At 64.6% G+C, this 17,354-nt stretch carries 13 protein-coding genes; 4 read left to right on the top strand and 9 right to left on the bottom strand.

Features of this window, described 5'->3' with window-relative positions; genetic code table 11:
- Positions 1-46 precede the first annotated feature (46 nt).
- The 6 genes from ACFQEY_RS18385 to ACFQEY_RS18410 form a co-directional block, all read right to left on the bottom strand.
- A complete protein-coding gene (locus ACFQEY_RS18385) occupies positions 47-1,117 on the bottom strand; it encodes a Gfo/Idh/MocA family protein (RefSeq protein ID WP_379771402.1) in 1,071 nt (356 codons plus the stop codon).
- Between the two features lie 87 nt (positions 1,118-1,204).
- Positions 1,205-2,995, bottom strand: coding sequence for a thiamine pyrophosphate-binding protein (locus ACFQEY_RS18390; protein ID WP_379771404.1), 1,791 nt, complete (start codon positions 2,993-2,995; stop codon positions 1,205-1,207).
- A gap of 106 nt (positions 2,996-3,101) precedes the next feature.
- Entirely contained in the window at positions 3,102-5,168 is a 2,067-nt protein-coding gene (locus ACFQEY_RS18395; protein WP_379771407.1) for a DEAD/DEAH box helicase family protein, read from the bottom strand.
- A 140-nt stretch (positions 5,169-5,308) separates the two neighbouring features.
- Complete coding sequence (locus ACFQEY_RS18400) at positions 5,309-6,004, bottom strand: hypothetical protein (RefSeq protein WP_379771410.1); 696 nt, start codon at positions 6,002-6,004, stop codon at positions 5,309-5,311.
- A 114-nt stretch (positions 6,005-6,118) separates the two neighbouring features.
- Positions 6,119-7,171, bottom strand: coding sequence for an HTH-type sugar sensing transcriptional regulator TrmB (trmB, locus tag ACFQEY_RS18405; RefSeq protein WP_379771412.1), 1,053 nt, complete (start codon positions 7,169-7,171; stop codon positions 6,119-6,121).
- A 324-nt stretch (positions 7,172-7,495) separates the two neighbouring features.
- The gene (locus ACFQEY_RS18410) at positions 7,496-8,365 is read right to left on the bottom strand and encodes a proteasome assembly chaperone family protein (RefSeq protein ID WP_379771415.1); all 870 of its coding nucleotides are present in this window, start codon (positions 8,363-8,365) and stop codon (positions 7,496-7,498) included.
- 89 nt (positions 8,366-8,454) lie between these two features.
- Between ACFQEY_RS18410 and ACFQEY_RS18415 the strand changes: the two genes are divergently transcribed.
- Both ACFQEY_RS18415 and ACFQEY_RS18420 read left to right on the top strand, forming a co-directional pair.
- Positions 8,455-9,624, top strand: a complete 1,170-nt coding sequence (locus tag ACFQEY_RS18415; RefSeq protein WP_379771417.1) for a mechanosensitive ion channel family protein — start codon at positions 8,455-8,457, stop codon at positions 9,622-9,624.
- 87 nt (positions 9,625-9,711) lie between these two features.
- On the top strand, positions 9,712-11,409 hold the full coding sequence (locus tag ACFQEY_RS18420; protein ID WP_379771419.1) for an MATE family efflux transporter: 1,698 nt from the start codon (positions 9,712-9,714) through the stop codon (positions 11,407-11,409).
- Between the two features lie 98 nt (positions 11,410-11,507).
- Here ACFQEY_RS18420 and ACFQEY_RS18425 read toward each other — a convergent pair whose 3' ends face one another.
- Together ACFQEY_RS18425 and ACFQEY_RS18430 are read right to left on the bottom strand one after the other, a co-directional pair.
- On the bottom strand, positions 11,508-11,735 hold the full coding sequence (locus ACFQEY_RS18425; protein ID WP_379771422.1) for a DUF7385 family protein: 228 nt from the start codon (positions 11,733-11,735) through the stop codon (positions 11,508-11,510).
- 269 nt (positions 11,736-12,004) lie between these two features.
- Entirely contained in the window at positions 12,005-12,841 is an 837-nt protein-coding gene (locus tag ACFQEY_RS18430) for a DUF7117 family protein (protein ID WP_379771425.1), read from the bottom strand.
- 91 nt (positions 12,842-12,932) lie between these two features.
- Between ACFQEY_RS18430 and ACFQEY_RS18435 the strand changes: the two genes are divergently transcribed.
- Both ACFQEY_RS18435 and ACFQEY_RS18440 read left to right on the top strand, forming a co-directional pair.
- Positions 12,933-14,051, top strand: a complete 1,119-nt coding sequence (locus ACFQEY_RS18435; RefSeq protein ID WP_379771428.1) for a DUF7544 domain-containing protein — start codon at positions 12,933-12,935, stop codon at positions 14,049-14,051.
- A 744-nt stretch (positions 14,052-14,795) separates the two neighbouring features.
- Entirely contained in the window at positions 14,796-15,998 is a 1,203-nt protein-coding gene (locus ACFQEY_RS18440) for a Cdc6/Cdc18 family protein (RefSeq protein ID WP_379771431.1), read from the top strand.
- A gap of 147 nt (positions 15,999-16,145) precedes the next feature.
- Here the strand turns inward: ACFQEY_RS18440 and ACFQEY_RS18445 are convergent, their stop codons facing one another.
- Entirely contained in the window at positions 16,146-16,706 is a 561-nt protein-coding gene (locus ACFQEY_RS18445; RefSeq protein ID WP_004046033.1) for a TATA-box-binding protein, read from the bottom strand.
- Positions 16,707-17,354 lie beyond the last annotated feature (648 nt).

Below are 17,354 nucleotides of genomic sequence, written 5' to 3' on the forward strand. Positions count from 1 at the left end.
GGAGGGACCGGAGGACCGAATAGGTTCGGATACGCTCGGACAGCCGTCAGTCCAGGCGGACGGCCTGGCCGGCCGCCGAGGACCGGTATATCGCGTCGACGACGCGCTGGACCGAGAGCGCCTCATCGACCGTGTTGAGCTCGGGTGCCTCGCCCGCGGCTACCGCCTGCAAGAAGCTCGCCAGTTCCGCGGCGTGACTGTCGCCCTCCCGAGTTTCGATCGCGGCGTCCGAGAGGTGATGGCCGTCGCCGTCGGAGGCCGCCGCCTCGTGGAGCGTGAGCTCGCCGCTGCCGCGGTCGTAGGTCGCGCCCGCCTCGGTGCCGCGGATCACGAACTCGTCGGTCGCCGGACGGTTCGTCGCCCACGCAACCTCCAGCGAGACCGTGTTACCGTCCGCGTCGCGGATGAACGCCGAGGCGGAGTCGTCGACGTCGAACCCCGCCGCGCCGGCGTCCTCGCCCCACATGTGGAGGTACGCGTAGTCGTCGCGGCCGCCGAACTCGGCGCGCGTCTCCCCGGACACCTCGACGACCTCGGGGTGATCGAGGAAGTGCAGCGCGAGATCGATCGCGTGCACGCCGATGTCGATGAGCGCACCGCCGCCGGCGACAGCGCTCGACGTGAACCACGAGCCGCGGCCGGGGACGCCGCGTCGCCGGACGTAGTTCGCCTCGACGTGGGTCGTCTCGCCGAACCGGCCCTCGGCCTGATACCGTTTTAACACTCGCACCGGCTCCGCGAAGCGGTTGTTGAATCCGACCGTACAGAACCCCTCGGCGTCGCAGGCGGCCTCGGCGATCCGCTCCGCACTCTCGACCGTGTGCGCGAGCGGCTTCTCCACTAGGACGTCGAGACCGGCGTCGAGTGCTGAGACGGCGTACTCCTCGTGAAAGGCGTTCGGCGTCGCGATCAGAACGGCGTCGCACCGATCGTGCAAGTCGTCCTCGTCCGCGTACGCGCGGACGTCGAACTCCTCGCTGAATCGGCGGCGCGCGTCGACGTCGATGTCCATCCCGCCGACGAGATTCGCTCCGCGTTCGACGAGTTTTCTCGCGTGGTGGCGTCCGATCCCGCCGAGGCCGACGACCCCGACCGCGACATCGTTCGCGTTGGTCATGTCCGGCGTTCACGACGAAGGGAGGTAACGCTCACGGCCGGTCGGGGCGCACATGGTCAGTCCGTTTGCTCATCGGTGTCGAGTCGCTCACCGCTGTCGAGTCATCCACTCGCTCGCCTGCGGCTCGGTCGGATCGGTGACGACTTCGACGAGCGTCGGGCCGTCGCGGGCTCGAGCCCGTTCGACGGCATCGACGACAGCGCCGCGGTCGGCAACTCGCTCGGCGCGGATCCCCATCCCGGACGCGACGGCGACGAGGTCGATTCTGGCGTCGTCCCAGCCGTACGCTCTCTCCGGAAAGTCGTACGACCGAGAGGCCTCCTCGCTGATGATGGCGTAGTCGTCGTTGTTGAACGCCACCACGGTGACGTCTATTCCCTCCGCGGCGAGGGTGTGTAGCTCGTGAACGCACATCATGAGCCCGCCGTCGCCGGTGAGCGCCACCACGTCGCGGCCGGGGTTCGCCAGTTTCGCCCCGATCGCAGACGGGACGCCGGTCCCCATGGTCGCCCACGAACCCGGATTGACGTACGAAGACGGGCCAGTTGCCGGGAACGAGACGAGCGTCCATAGTCTGAACCCGCCCGCGTCGACGGCGACCACCGAATCCTCCGGGAGCGCCTCGCGGACCGCCCGCAGGGCCTCGACCGATCGGAGGGATTGGCCCGTTCGGAGGGTCTCGACCGATCGGAGCGGCGCGCCGGCGTCCGCTCCGGCGGCACCGGTCGCCAGCGCCTCGAACCGCTTTCGGTCCGCAGACCTGACCGCCGCGGCGCGGTCGGCTCCCGTTCGAGTTGGTGTCGCCTCCGAGCAGATCGTCGCTCCGAGCCGGTCGTCGAGCGCGCGCAGGAACCGATCCGCGTCGGCGACGATCCCGAGATCGGTCTCGTAGCCGAAACCGATGTCGTCGCCGTCGAGCGTGACGTGGACCAGTGTCTCCGGAAGCTCGACCGACCACGTCGCGGTCGCGACCGCGTCGAGGTCCGAGCCGACGACGAGCCCGCAGTCAGCGCCGGCGAGCAGGTCGCGGAGCTCCGTGCTCGATCCGCCGCAGAGCACGCCCGCCGAGAGGGGATGCGTCTCCGGAATCGTTCCCTTTCCCTTATAAGTCGTCGCGATTGGCGCATCGAGCCGCTCGGCCACCGCGCGGAGGGCGTCGCTCGCGCCGGCGCGGCGGACGCCCCCGCCGGCGAGGATCACGGGTTCGTCGGCAGCAGAGAGACGCTCTGCGGAGTCAGCGACGGCGTCGTCCGGCGGTTCCGGCGGCGGGGTCGGTTCCCGAACTCCGACCGACGGTTGCGGCGTCTGACCCGCGAGGACGTCCTTCGGAATCCCGACCCTTACCGGCCCCTGTGGCGCTTCGCGAGCGACCCTGATCGCCTCCGCGACGGCCGGAACCGCGCCCGCCGGTGAATCGACGAGGACGTTCTCTTTGACGACGGTGTCGTACGTCTCCGGCGGCGTCTCGTGGATCCCGTCACCGCCGCGCACGTCGCGCTCGGTTTCGACGGCGAGGTGGAGGAGCGGGACGGCGTCGTTGAGGGCGTTCTTCAGCCCGTTCATCGCGTTCATGTCGCCCGGGCCGGGGACGACGACAGTCGCCGCCATCTCCCCGGGTGCGCTCGTCTCGGCGTACCCCCACGCCTGATGCGTGACTGCGGTCTCGTGGCGCGCGACGACGAACCGCGCGTCGCGATCGGCGAGCGCGCGATTGAGCGGGAGCGTCTGCTTTCCGGGAATTCCGAAGACCGTATCGATCCCTCGGTCGAGCAGGCAGTCGACGACCGCCTCGGCGACCGTCGGCGGTCGTGACTCGCCGTCGTCCGACCGGTCTGAAGCCGCCGGGCTCGCTCGGTTCGGAGACTCGTCCGTACCCATATCGAGTGGTCGACGGAGCGGGTGTTGAAGGCTTCGGGGGTAGTCGCTATCTTTCCGGGGTAGTCGTTACCTTTCGAGGAAAGTCGCTATCTTTCGAGGAACGTTGCTATTCCGCGACGTTCGTCTCGCGCACTCGCACCCCCTTCCGCGCGAGGTGCCGCATCTGTCGCTGGGCGAACTCCTCCTCGCTCGACCCGCGCGTGGCGAGGACGTACACGAGCGCCGAACCGGTCGGACGCATGGTTCGACCGGCGCGCTGGGAACCCTGCCGGCGCGACCCGCCGAGTCCGCTCGCGACGATCGCGACCTCGGCGTTCGGGAGATCGATCCCCTCGTCGCCGACGCGAGAGACGACCAGGGTGTCGATCTCGTCGTCTCCGATTCCGGTGGTTTCGTCGTTGTCAGCGCTCCGGCCGCCGCCATCGTCTTGGCGGAACCGCCGGAACAGCTCTGCGCGCTCGTAATGGGGCGTCTCGCCGCTGATGAAGGGAACGTCGAGCGCGTCGGCGATCGCCGCGCCCTGATCGAGGAACTCGATGAAGACCAGCGCCTTCTTGTCTCGATGGGCGGCGAGCAGGTGACGAATCTCCTCGATCTTCGCCGGGTTCTCGGCCGCGAGACGGCGTCGCTCGCGACCGTCGGCGCTCGCGTACTCGTTCCGTGCCATCTCGTCGCGCCACGGGACGTACCAGATCTCGACCTCGGGCTCCTGAACGAAGCCGGCTTCGAACAGTTCGTCCCAGTCCGCGCCGATCGGCTGCCCGATCAGGGTGTAGATCTCCTCTTCGCTGCCGGTCTCGCGAACGGGCGTCGCCGAGAGGCCGAGGCGGTGTTTGCTCTGGAGTTCGGCGGTTCGTGAGTAGACGGGGCTCGTGATGTGATGTGCCTCGTCGAAACAGATCAGCCCCCACTTTCGGGAATCGAAGAGGCTCCGGTGGCGGTCCATCCCGGCGATCTGATAGGTCGCGATCGTCACCGGGCGGATCTCCTTCGTGCCCCCGTGGTACAGGCCCACGTCCGCGGGGTCGATAGTCGAGTGCTCCAGAAGCTCTTCGCGCCACTGACCGGCCAGTTCGCGGGAGGGAACGAGGATCAGGGTCTCGCCGCCGACCGCCGCGATCGTCGCGATGGCGGCGACGGTCTTGCCCGATCCCGGCGGTCCGACGTACACGCCGGAGCGGCGTTCGAGGAAGGTCTCGACCCACGTCTCTTGGTACGGACGAAGGTCCGTCGTGAGGTCGACGTCGACCGGGTCGCCGACGTCGAGATCGCGGTCGTCTTCGACCGGGTAGCCGGCATCGTAGAGGGTGCGTTTTACCTCTGCGACGGCGTCCGCGTTGACCCACGCTTCCGTCTCGGAGATCGGCGCGCGGAGGTGGTCGTCGTCGAGGTGCTGGTCGGCGACATTGCCCATCAGGCTCTCGGAAGCGGCCGAAAGCACGACGTAGTCGTCCTCGTGGGTGTACAACCGGAAGCGATGCGCGCGACGCCACTGATCGCGGATCCAGTCTTCGAGGTGCTCGTACCGCCGCGGGAGCACGGATCGGAGGCCCGCGATCAGGCCGTCGGCGTCGTCGAACGGCGCGGCCCACACGTCCTCCTGGCGGATTCGATAGAGGTAGCCGCGGGTGCCGGGCTCGGTGCCGGTGGTGTCGACGAGGTGCGCGAACTGCGAGAGCCGCGCCCTGGTGTACTGCGTCGGGCGATCGACCATGATCTCGCGGCGGGTCGGGAAGGTGACGACGCGTTCGCGGGTCGCCAGCCGACCCCAGTCGGTCGGGTAGAAGACGACCGGGTCGCTCTCGACGTCAAGCCGGTCGACGTCGCCGCGGTCGACGAGAGCCGCGAGCGCGTCGCGAGCGGTCGCCTGCGTGGTTCCGAGCCGTCGAGCGACCTCGCTGGCGGTCGCGATCGGACGCTCTTCGGCTTCGAGCGCCTCGTGAAAGCGATCGAGCGAGAGGTCGCCGAGAGCGTTGGCCTCGGCTGAGAGATCGTCGCCGACTGTGGAATCGTCGCCGACTGTGGAATCGTCGCCGACTGTGGAATCGTCGCCGACTGTGGAATCGTCGCCGACTGTGGAATCGTCGCCGACTGTGGAATCGTCGCCAGCGACGATATCGTCGCCGTCGGAGGGATAGTCGCCGCCGCCGGGGTCGCCGATGTCGTCGGTCATTGGGCTCCGTTCGCCCGCGAGGCGGAAATGGGTAGCGTCCGCCGGCGGGCCGACGGAGTCTCGCCGCCTACACAGAACCGCGTTGGCGACGCCGCGAGATTGCTTATAAGTGGATGGCTATCACCGAGCGAAGCCGACTCCTACCGTCCGGAACGCCCGTGACAGCCGCGAGCGGTGATCGCTTCTTTCGAACGGAACCGACAGCCGCAGTCGGTACAGCTCACGTACGGCTTTCCGGGTTCGGTTTCGAGTCGGTGTTCACCGACGACGAACGGTCGGGTCACCGTCCGCGGGCGGATCCGGTCGGGGATCGGCGTCGAGGCCGACTCGCTCAGCGCCGCCCGGACCGCGATCGTGTCGACGTCGACCGGGTCCCACCGTCGGGCGGCGAGCGCCGCCTCGCGGTCCGCGATCTCGGTCCAGCCGGTGACGACGACCGGGGAGTTCGTCTCCGTGTCGCCCACGACGACGACGAACCGAATCCCGCCCTCGATCAGGGCGAACCGCCAGCCGTCGGTTCGGTTCCAGCGGAGCTGGCCGCGACGGATCGCGTCGCTCACGGTTCGCGTCGAGACGTACCGTCCCGGCTGTTCCAATCGCTTGCGGAAGTGATCGGTGAGCGCGTACAAGCCGGGATCTCGGATCGGCGGATCCTCGGGCGTCCGGCCGGCGGAGTGACGAGCGTCGTCAGCTTCGGCCCGGAGCGAGAGCGGTGCAGATCTCCTCCTCGACCGCCGGCGAGACCCCGCCGGTTCGGTCGTGGTCGCGGTCCGACGCTCCGTCGATCCGGGACGGGGTGAGTCGTCGCCCCCCGGCCCGCCCTGTCGGGATGCCACTGAGTGTTGGTATAGAGCCCGCTCTTAAGTGTGTTACGCCGGCTCACGGCCCGGTCGTCCGATCGCGTCGAATCACGGCGATAGGGGTTGAGCCGAACCGCGCCGGTCCGCGGGTCACAGTGCGGGCGGTCCGTCCCGTCCGATCACGATCTCCTGTCCCTCGATATCTTCGAGGGCCGCTACGCGGCCGCCGATTTCGACGCGGCCGTTCGCCGTTTCGACGACGAGCGAGGCGACCTCTTCGGACACCTCGAACGCCAGGTCGACGACGCGACCGCTGACGGTTACCGACTCCCCCGTCTCGATGTCTCGTCCCTCGACGGTCGCGTAGAACTCGTCGTCGTCGAATTCCTTGATGTCCTTGACCGCTCGTCTGATGGAAGCGTAGCGGCGCGGGAACGGACGGTCCGCGCCGTCCGTCGCGAGCGTCTCGGCCGTGGTCCACAGCACGGTTCCGAAGAAACCCGAGACGAGGAATCCGAGCGCGGAGCGGTTGAAGATGACGCCGTACCGCTCGCGGTCGTCGCGAAGGGCGTCCTGCGTCGCGTACACGGAGTACTCGCCGTCGCCGACCGCGAGTATCGGTGTGGTGATCCCGCGGCGCGCGCGGGCGATCGTGGCGACCTCCAGGTAGTCGAACTCCTCCGGGTCGGGTGCCTTCGACGCCGGCGTCACGAGCAGTTCGACGCTGACGCCCGCTTGCACCTTCGCCGCGAGGTCGTCGCGAAAGCGGCGGAGGAGTCCGGGCGTCAGCGAGACTGCGAGCTCGTACTCCGCGCCGTTGATCACTTCTTCGAGGTAGCGGAGGATCGTCGATCGGGATTTCACCAGCGACACCGCTTCAGTCTCTCGAGTCGGTGCCGTGTACCGCGCCTCTAGCTCGTCGACCATCTCCGCGAAGGACGACCGAAGGTCGCCGAACGCGTCGTCGGGATCGACGGCGACGATCTTCATCGGGCGCGGTTCTCGGAGCTCAACGAGTCCACGGTCCGAGAGGCTTCGGACCGTGTCGTACACGCGCGGCTGCGGAATGTCGGTTCTGTCGGCGATGTCGCTCGCGGTCAACTCGCCGTGTTCCAGCACGGCGAGGTACGCGTCGATCTCGTATTCGCCGAGATTGAATCGGTCCCCGACGCGGTCGAGAGTCCCGCGGAGATCGTCGGTCATGGGTGGCCCGACACGCCCCTCCGATATAGGTTTTTACTATGAGTCGAGTTGCACGCGTTTTCAAACCCGCGTCCTCCTCGTACATGCGCGTCCGGGTATGTGAGTCATCTACACTACAGATAATCAAGGCGAGTGCCTCGGGGCCGTTCGGAAGACCTTCGTCTTCCGTGATGACGAGAGAGATTCGATCTCTCGAACCACTTGACTCCGAGGCGGTTCACTGGATCATATACCGATCCACCTCTGGATCCCTCCTAGACCTAGGGATCGATCCACCTCTGGATCCCTCCCAGATGGTCTGATCCTAAGCGCTCGCGCGCGAAGTTACATGTACATCCGATCGTACGTTCCGTCGGGTTCGCGCTCCTTCATCCGCTCGGCGAGCCCCTCGTAGTGCCGACGGATCTCGGCTGCGAACGCTTCGAGCGGCTCGGAATCGACGCCGAGGTCGTACGTCTCGTCGATCGTGTCCACGAGCCGAACCGCGGCCTCGATATCGGGTGCTTGGGCGTGGACGGGCGTGATGAAGACGCCGACGCCGAGCGCCGAGTCCATTCCGCGCTCCAGCAGCGACGCGTTCGTCCCGTCTAGGAATCCCGCTTCCATCGGCGGTACGGAATGGTCGGCTGCGGCGTCTCTGTCGCCGTCGGCGACAGCGCTGCTGTCGATGGAAACGGCGCTGTCGCCGGTACTGTCGTCGTCGCCGTCGTTGCTGTCGGCGTCGTCGTCGATGTCGGCGTTAACGTTTCCACCGTCCAGCCGCTTCTCTCGGTAGTCGTCCGTCGCCACGTAGAACGTTCGGTGCGCGTCCGGCCCGTGCGGTATCGGAACGCCGGCGAGGACCGCGATTTCGGAAACGGACTCCGCCTCGGTCCACTCGAGGACCGCCGTCGCGAGCAGTTCGCCGATCCCCGGTGGGACGAACTGCTCGGCCACGAGGACGGTGACGTCCACGTCGTCGGCCGAGTACAGTCTGATGGGGTGGCGCGGTCGGCCCTTCGTGAACGGCGTGATCGAGGGGAGCCACTCCGTCCGGATGTGCCCCGTCTCTTCGAGGTCGAGGTTGTCGACGAGGTAGTCGACGGCGGTGAGTCCGGCGAGACCGAACGACGAGAATCCGGCGACGAGCACGTCGCTCGGATCCGGGTCGTGTTCGACGGTGAACGACGGGCGGGACGGCGGTGTGTCGGACATACGTCCGCTTCGCTCGCAGGGATGTTAGTGATTTCCCAGGTGCATCGCGGGGAGAAACGCTTTTTCGGGTGGGCGACGGCGAATTGGCTATGGGACGGCTCCAGGGGGTCACTCTGCTCGCGGACTGGATTTCGGTTCCGGTCGCGGACTGGGCCTCGCGACTGGCGGGGATCCCCGGTTCGGGGTTGCTGTTCGTTCTCTTTTCTATCGCCGCGGGTGCCCTCGTGTCGAAATTTCTCGTGCGCCTCATCGGCCGTCCGGTCGCTCGCCGGGTATCGCGACAGAGCGTCGCACAGACTATCGTTCGGGGGGTCCGCGTCGGGACGATCACACTTTCGACGCTGATCGGTCTGTGGGCGGTTGGATTCCGGTTCGCCGATCTCCTGCTCGGAACCGCCGTCTTCTCGGCCGTGATCGGTATCATCCTCGCACCCCTCGTCGGGAACTTCATCAATGGGGTGTTCATTCTCGCGGATCAACCATTCGAGATCGGCGATATGATCTCACTGGAGGACGGGACCACGGGATTCGTCGAGGATATCACGATCCGGTACACGAAGATATTCACGCTCGATAACACCTTCATCGTGGTGCCGAACGGGACCATGCGCGAACGCGACGTCACCAACTTCTCCGCCGAGGACGAGCGCACGCGGCGGACGATCGACGTGCTCGTAACCTACGAGAGCGACGTTGCCGAGGCCCGCCGCCTGATCGAACGTGCGGCGCGGGATTGCGAGTCGGTCATCGACGGCGGTCCCGACATCCGCGTTGGCGTCGCGCGGTATACGGCGAGTCCCGACTGCCGGCTCCACGAATTCGGCGACGACGGCGTGCTGTTGCGGCTTCGCTACTGGGTGAAGAAACCGTACAAGCTCGCCAAGGTGCAGTCGGACGTGAACACGCGGATCCGCGAGCGAGTTGCGGACGCGGAAGTCGAGATGGCGTACCCGCACCGGCACCTCGTCTTCGACGACACGTCCGGAATTGCGCGGATCGGCGGACCCGACGACACGCGGCCCGACGGCGAGCGTGCGGGACATCGCCCCGGCGGCGAGTCGGAGGGAGTGACGAACGAGGTGTCCTCGGCCGGTGTTGACGACGATACCGCGGGTGGCGATGTCGCCAGCGATGCCGCAGAGAACGGTGGCCTCGGCGACGCTGCCGGAGACGATGTTGACGACGATGCTGCCGGAGACGGTGACGATACCCGGCGCAGCGACCTCGGAAGCGGTGACGGCGGCGGACGACCGACGTGAGAGCGGATCGTTCGCCGAGCCCGGTGATTTGTCCACGTACGTCCGGAATCGGAACGCTGATGGATCGAGCCCTTCACTTATAAATCAGTGACCGACGAGCCCTCCGAGGACCCGCGGGATTCGGCTCCCGAACCCGGTGCCGACGACTACCGTGGCAGATGCGACGTCGACGACGGTCGTGACGGCCGCGGCGGTGATGGCATCGACGAGGACTGCGATCGCGACACCGACGAGGACTGCGATCGCGACACCGACGAGGACCGCGACCGCGACACCGACGATCAAACCTCGGCCGAGTCGATCACGGAGGGGAGCCTCATTCGGCCGCTGTTCGATCTCGCGTGGCCGATCGTGGTCATTCAGTTGTTGCAGGTGACGTACAACGTCGTCGACACGCTCTATCTCGGGCGACTATCGGCTGAGGCCGTTGGTGCGATCAGCCTCGCGTTCCCGCTGATATTCCTGCTCATCGCCGTCGCCGGTGGGTTCACCACTGCGGGAGCGATACTGGTCGCGCAGTACACCGGCGCGGATGGCGATCGGTCTGCCGGGCTCGTCGCCGGACAGACTATCTTCAGCGTCGCCGTGCTGTCCCTATTCATCGGCATCGGCGGGTACTTTTACACCCGTCCTGCACTGGAGGTCCTTCCGAGCGATCCCGACACGGCGGCGACGGTGATCCCGCTCGCGGCAGACTACATGGAGGTCATTTTCGCCGGCATCCCGCTGATGTTCGGCTTCTTCGTCTTCTCCGCGCTGATGCGCGGGTACGGAGACACGCGGACGCCGATGGCGGTGATGATCGTCTCCGTCTTCCTGAACGTCCTCCTGGACCCGTTCTTGATATTCGGATTCGCTGACAATCCGCTGTTCGAGTGGCTCTCCGGTGTCCCGTTCGTCGCCGCCCTCGATCCTGTCGCGTTGGAGGCCTCGCTGTTCGCGGCGACCGGATTCACGGGCTACGGGATCGAGGGAGCCGCACTGGCGACGATATTCTCCCGCGGAGTCGCGACGGCGATCGGGATGTGGCTGCTGTTCGAGACGGGCCTCGGTCCGACGGTGAGCGTGGCCCACCTCAAGCCGGATCTCGGGTTCATCGAGGACATCTTCCGGCTCGGGCTTCCCTCCAGCGTCGAACAGACGACGAGCGCGCTCGCGATGATCACCCTCACGGCGATGATCGTGACGTTCTCGCCGCCGATCGTCGCGGCGTACGGGCTCGGAAACCGGCTCATCTCTCTCGTGTTCCTGCCGGCGATGGGACTCGGGCGAGCGATCGATACGATGGTCGGACAGAATCTCGGCGCGGATCGAGCGGACCGCGCAGCCCGAGCAGTCAAGCTCGCGGCCGGGACCGGTGCCGGGGTGATGTTCCTCGTCGCCGTCGTCGCCGTAACGTTCACCGAGCCGATAGTCGGGGCGTTCCTCGGCGACGTACCCGATGCACCCGAAACCGTTTCGTACGCGGTCGAATACGTCCGGATCCGATCGGTGGAGTTCGCCTTCATCGGCGTCTCGCAGGTGATCCTCGGCGCGTTCCGGGGGGCCGGAAACACGAAAACGGCGATGGTGATCTCCATACTCACGCTGTGGGTGGGTCGCGTCGCCAGCGTGGGATACCTCGTCTTCGTCGCCGGGTGGGGCGAGACTGGAGTTTGGGTTGGGATGGCGCTCGGGAACGTCCTCGGCGCGGTTATCGGCGTCGCGTGGTTCACGAGAGGAACGTGGAGGGAGCGGTACATCGGCGATCCCAACCCAGATGTCGATCCGGTCGGAGACGACTGATCTATCGGACGGAGACGACTGATCTATCGGACGGAGACGACTGATCTATCGGACGGAGACGACTGATCTATCGAACGAACTCCGCGACTGCGACGGGATTAGTGCCGGAACAGGTGGACCGCGTCGTCGTCGCGGAGCAAACAGAATCGTGAGCCGTCGTTCTCGGGAAATTGCATTTCCGTCTCCCGAGTGGTAAAAAGTCGGTCGAAGGGAGCGTCACACACCGGGCACGCGACGGCGTTGCGATTCTCCCAGAGGCTCGTAGCGCCGGTGTCCTTCAGTTGTTTTAACGCGTGGCGGTGGTCGTGGACGTCGAAACGCGGCATACGTCTGTGTCCGTGGGCCCGAATTTGAACCTGATCCCGCGAGTATCACGGGTGATTCCGTGGTTGCCGGAGCGGGGGTGGTGACGGTACCTGTGGGTACGGGTGGTGACGGTACCTGTGGGTACGGGTGGTGACGGTACCTGTTGAGGCGAAGGGAGTGGCTGTAGAGTCGACAGCGGTGACAGCAGTGGTTGTGGTGTCGACTGGAGGAGATCGGGCGATAGTGCGGGTGACGCGCGACTACGACGATTCCGACGGTTGCAAGCCTCTCACGTCCCCTCGTCGGGGAGACGCCGTCGCGCACGTTGGAGATCCGATTCGCTTCCGGTTCTGACGTACATGCCGACGTCGTTTGCGGCACCGACGAGCCCGTCAGCATCCTCTGGTGATACGTCGCCGTTGAGCGCCTCTACGCGCTTCGTCCGGTCGCGGATCAGTTCGAGAATCTCGCGGGCAGGGCGGATTCGAGCGCCAGCGGCGTCGCCGCCGACTGAGACGGTCCGCTCTTCGTCTGCCGAGCCATCTCGGCCTTCGACTCCGGCGGACTCGCCCGGTTCGCCGTGCTCTTTGACCGACTCCGCCAGTTCGTCGAGGAACGCGAGGAGATCGCTTCGGTACTCGTCGACTGAGCGCACTGCGGCCATCCCCCGAGCTTCGCGGAGGGATTCGGGGACGTCCGCGGCTGCCGGCCGGTCCCCGACGTCGGCACCCGCGAGCAGGTCGAAGAGGTACTCCCGATCGAGATCGGTCGGATCGCGCAGGCGTTCGTAGCAGTCGACCGCCTCAAGCAGCTCGCGGGCCCCGAGGTACGTGTCGTCCAACGACAGCAGCTCGCCGCCGTTGATAAAACCGCGCTTACGGATGTATGCGCGCAGATCGGTTTTGAGACCGTCGAAATCTTCCCGAGAGGGGAGTTCACGCGCCTCGCCGAAGCGGGCGCGGTGCGCGCTGAGATCGAGCGGGGCGTGAGCGTCGGTGTGGGCGGTACGTTCGTCGACGCCGACGCTGCGGACGCTTTCACACACCGGACATTCGATAGCGCCGGTCTCGTAGTACGACCAGCGCGCACCGCACTCCCGGCATTCTCGCTCTCCGCGGACCTTCATGGATGACACTTCGTCGGGGTCGTCGTTAAGGGCTGTGGGTCCGCGGAGTGGAGATCACGTTATAAATAGGTAGCCGCCGAACCAAGTGGTCATGAGCTGGCACGCGGTCGACGCCGTGGACGACGCGGTCGAGACCACCCGTCGGTTCCTGTTTCCGTTCAGCTTGGTCCGCTGGACGAAACTCGCTTTCCTTGTCCTGTTGATGGGCGGTGGCGCGGGTGCGAGTTCGAGCGTCAGCACGTCGATTCCGTCCGCTCCGGGCGGCGGTCTTCGAAGCCAGTGGGTTACAGATCCGGACTCCGGAGCGGTGTCCGTCGGCCCGTTCGACGGAGCCCTCTCCCTCGATGGCACTCTCCTCGCTGCAGTGGGAATCGGAATCGTCCTCTTCGTTGCCGCGCTCTCGGTGTGCTCGTTGTCGCTTCGTCTCGTCTTCTACGACGCGCTCCGTACCGACGAAGTTCGATTGTGGCGTCCGTTCCTCTCCCGGCTTCGCCAAGCGGCCGGGCTGTTCGTCCTCTCGGTGTTTCTCGGCGTGACGGCGGCCCTTCCGGTCGTCCTCGCCGTACTGGTCGCCGTGCCCGGATCGGATCCGGTCGGATGGCGACCGGCCGACGCGTTCGCCGAATCCATTGCAAGACTCTTCGCGGGGCTCTCGACGGGACCGACCGTCGCGATCGGACTACTCGGCGTTGCAGTCGTCCTAATCGCGGCTTTCGCACTCCGGTTCACCTACGAGTTCGTCGTCCCGATTATGGTCGCGAAGGACACGGGTGTGATCGCAGGATGGCGGCGCTTCTTGGATACTCTCCGAAGGGGCTGGTCGGACGTTCTCGTGTACCTCGTCGTCCATTTCTTCGTCGGCGTCGGGATCTCGATCGTCGAGGGAATCGCGTTCGTACTCGTCGGCGCGACGGTCGTCGTGCTCGCCGGCTTCGTGCTCCTGCTCGCGGCGATTCCCTTGGGCGGCCTCGGCGCGCTGGGCGGAACAACGGTCGGGACAGCTGTCCTCGCGATCGTCGTAGTGGCGTCGATATTGTTGCTCGCAGTGTTTCTGTTGCCCGTCAGCGTTGTCACTCGTACGTATCGAATCGCGTACGAAGTATCGACGCTCGGTGGGATCGACACGGGAGTCGCACTGTTACATCGGGATATCGATCCGAACGCTCCCACGCCGGACACTCCGGATCCAGAACGGGCCGCTGCCGAGTGATTACTTCGGCCCACTTTGTACAGACGTGGTCAATGGGGAAGGTGTGGCGAGTGACACACCGGGTTTCCGGTGAAATGGGTTAATTTGGGGGTGGTGGTTGGAGCGGGTCCGGTTTGGGATCCAGTTGGAACCGTGAGCGGAGTCTCGCAACAAACAGACAGACACAATATTTCCATAAAAACTATAAACTAGTTTCGAGTAACGTTCATTAAGTTTTCACGATAGTACTATTTACTTGTGACACAGGGGTATTTTCACCGGAAACGAGGTCTCCCGCTTGGACGTGCATTGTGTTCGCTTAGATTACAATCACTTAGCTGGCGAACCGTCTTCTTCAGTAGTTTTGAGCGATCTTCTTCTGCAGCGCTGAGCGATTTCCTTCCGATAGGCTTCAGGTCGATGTGTCCCTCGTTTTCTCTTGTCTTAGGCCACGTTGATCGGTTCGTTCAGTTGTTCCGCGATTATCCGTTTCGGGAGGCGTATCCTTCGATACAAGCTCTAAGAAGGCAAATATAAGCGTGGTTCGTGGTCCGTATTGAGAATTGTGTACCGCATCGATGACACCGGGTTTCCGGTGAAACTGGACGCCGGTGGGGTGACATATGGCCAGTTCACCGGAAACCAGGTGTGTGTCTCAAATCCTTCGTCATGTCAGGACGAAATCTTTCATCATGTCGGGACGAAATTCTCCGTCATCGCAGACCGAAACGGAACGCATTTCACCGGAAACCCGGTGTCGATCCCATGGACGCAGCGGACGACCTCTTCACTAGGGAGGACCCGATATTCGCGAACAAGGAACTCCTTGAGATCAGCCATCTCCCCGGAGAGGGGCGAATCGTCGGCCGCGACGACGAGATATCCGACCTCGCGACAGCGGTCAATCCGGCCATCTTCGGTCAGAGCCCGAGCAACGTTCTCCTCTACGGTAAGACGGGGACCGGTAAGTCCCTCTGTGCGAAGTACGTCTCGAAGCGACTCGTCTCGACGGCCGGCGAGGAAGGTGTCAACGCAACGTTCGCGTACGTGGACTGCGCACAGGACACGACGGAGACGCAAGCCGTCCAGACGATCGCGGACGGCGTGAACGATCCCGATGCCACCGGGATCAACGTCCCGGATAAGGGGTTGTCGACGTCGACGTACTACAAGCGGCTCTGGCGGATCCTTGATCAACGGTACGACGTGGTACTCATCATTCTCGACGAGATCGATAAACTCGACGACGACGCGATTCTGATGCAACTCTCTCGAGCGGGCGAGGCGGGAAAGATCACCGACTGCAAACTGGGCGTCGTCGGGATCAGCAACAAGATACAGTACAAAGATCGCATGGATGAGCGCGTCAAGTCTAGTCTCTGTGAACGAGAGTTCGTTTTCCCGCCGTACGACGCGAACCAACTCCGAGAGATCATGCAGGCCCGGGCCGACGCGTTCCACGACGACGTGCTGGAACCGTCGACCATTCCGCGCGCCGCAGCACTCGCGGCGCGCGAACACGGCGACGCGCGAAAAGCAATCGACATTCTCAGATACGCCGGCGAGATCGCCCAGGCGAACGGCGAGCCGACCGTTCGCGAAGGATTTGTCACGCAAGCACGCGAGCGTGCGGAGACGGACCGTTTTCGCGAACTAATCCGCGGTTCGACGCCACACTCACGGTACGTTCTCCAGGCGCTCGCGTTGCTGTCGCTGTCCAGCGGTCGCCAGGACGGATTTCGAACCAGTCGAGTGTACGAAATCTACGAGAATATCTGTCGCCAAGAGGGATCGGACAGCCTCTCGCTTCGCCGCGTTCGGGATCTCCTCAAGGAGCACGCCTTTCTCGACATCATAGAGCAGTCGAAACACAGCGGTGGAAGCGCGGAGGGAAGTTACACGAAACACCAGCTACTGGAAGATCCCAGCGTCGTCAAGGAGGTACTGACCGAAGATTCCACAGAATGAGTTCTCGGCGGCGGGCTTTCAGTAGTCAACAGAATGCAGTAGTCAACAGAATGCAGTAGTCAACAGAATGCAGTAGTCAACAAAACCGAACCGGCGGGCGGTCCGTTCTGATATGGTCCGATCGTACCCGTTCGATCGAGTGAGCGGTTAGCCCAGCAGTCCGAGACCTTCGATCCGTTCGACGATCTCTTCTACCGCCTCTTCGGCGTCGTCGGTCCGCTTTCCGCCGGTGATAACGATCTTTCCGCTGCCGAACAGCAGGATCACGACTTCCGGTTCGTCCATCCGGTAGACGAGACCGGGGAACTGCTCCGGCTCGTACTCGACATCCTCCAGCCCGAGCCCGATAGCCAAGGCGTTGAGGTTGAGATTGTGACCGAGATCGGCGCTCGACACGATGTTCTGAACCGTGATCTCTGGGTCGTCCTCCACGGGAATCTGTAACCCGCGGAGCTTCTCGAAGATGATCCCGAGCGCCTCGTGCACGTCGTCGATGCTCTTTGCGCCCGTGCACACGATCTTCCCCGAACGGAAGATCAGTGCCGCCGCCTTCGGTTCTTGTGTCCGGTAGACGAGGCCGGGGAAGTTGTCCGGATTAAAGTCGGCACCCGGGAGGTCCTCGGCGAGCGCTTCCAAATCGAGCTCTTGGCCGATCCCCGTCGATGCTACAACGTTCTGGATCTCGATCGAATCTGCAGGGTTCGTCATCGTTCGCTTTTATATGCGTCCCCCTCCCTTATAAACGCCCGTGGTATAAACGGCAGCTCACCCACCGGACACACGACAGTCGCTGCGCTCGACGATAGCGATCATTTGAACTCCCTCCATCTCGTTCGATCATCGTACCGATCTGCGTGCCCTACTTATCGACGTGTACGTTCGTCTTCGCGCTCAATCGGCTACTCTACGCCACATGTCTCTCCCTCGTGTCCACATATGACAAAATTCTGTTTATTACTGGGTTCGAGCCGCACGATTCGAGGAGTCTTCCATTCGAGTCCACATCCCTTTCGTCGCTTCCGTTTCAACCCCGTCGTGCGAATCGATGCCAATGAAACCGCATGACGTGGCGTCGATAGTTCGACGAGGTTAAATACAACCCGGCATTCGTGATGAATGCGAAGGTCCCCCGACGCGGGGGACGACGGCCGGCCGCGACGCGGCCGGTCGAAGCGTTCCGACGTGCTTAAGTGTATAAGCCCGTTCGGTTGAAACGCGAAGAACGCACCGCGAATTCGGGCCGTTCAACTCGGCCCGGTTTCGCAGAGTCGGCTCGTCCGACTCACCGATATGAGGATTCCGCCCCCTGCGCTCCGGCGTAAGCGGGAATCTGATGTGAGCTTTGGTAGTTCGGTG

The sequence above is a fragment of the Halorubrum trueperi genome (assembly GCF_042662525.1).
In the GTDB taxonomy this organism is placed as follows: Archaea; Halobacteriota; Halobacteria; order Halobacteriales; family Haloferacaceae; genus Halorubrum; species Halorubrum trueperi.

Bases quoted from the DNA above. Each gene is read 5' to 3' on its own strand.
- ACFQEY_RS18445 (WP_004046033.1), bottom strand. From the start codon at position 16,706: ATGACGAACCCTGCAGATTCGATCGAGATCCAGAACGTTGTAGCATCG.
- ACFQEY_RS18425 (WP_379771422.1), bottom strand. From the start codon at position 11,735: ATGCCGCGTTTCGACGTCCACGACCACCGCCACGCGTTAAAACAACTG.
- ACFQEY_RS18430 (WP_379771425.1), bottom strand. From the start codon at position 12,841: ATGAAGGTCCGCGGAGAGCGAGAATGCCGGGAGTGCGGTGCGCGCTGG.
- ACFQEY_RS18415 (WP_379771417.1), top strand. From the start codon at position 8,455: ATGGGACGGCTCCAGGGGGTCACTCTGCTCGCGGACTGGATTTCGGTT.
- ACFQEY_RS18390 (WP_379771404.1), bottom strand. From the start codon at position 2,995: ATGGGTACGGACGAGTCTCCGAACCGAGCGAGCCCGGCGGCTTCAGAC.
- ACFQEY_RS18410 (WP_379771415.1), bottom strand. From the start codon at position 8,365: ATGTCCGACACACCGCCGTCCCGCCCGTCGTTCACCGTCGAACACGAC.
- ACFQEY_RS18440 (WP_379771431.1), top strand. From the start codon at position 14,796: ATGGACGCAGCGGACGACCTCTTCACTAGGGAGGACCCGATATTCGCG.
- ACFQEY_RS18395 (WP_379771407.1), bottom strand. From the start codon at position 5,168: ATGACCGACGACATCGGCGACCCCGGCGGCGGCGACTATCCCTCCGAC.
- ACFQEY_RS18385 (WP_379771402.1), bottom strand. From the start codon at position 1,117: ATGACCAACGCGAACGATGTCGCGGTCGGGGTCGTCGGCCTCGGCGGG.
- trmB (WP_379771412.1), bottom strand. From the start codon at position 7,171: ATGACCGACGATCTCCGCGGGACTCTCGACCGCGTCGGGGACCGATTC.
- ACFQEY_RS18435 (WP_379771428.1), top strand. From the start codon at position 12,933: ATGAGCTGGCACGCGGTCGACGCCGTGGACGACGCGGTCGAGACCACC.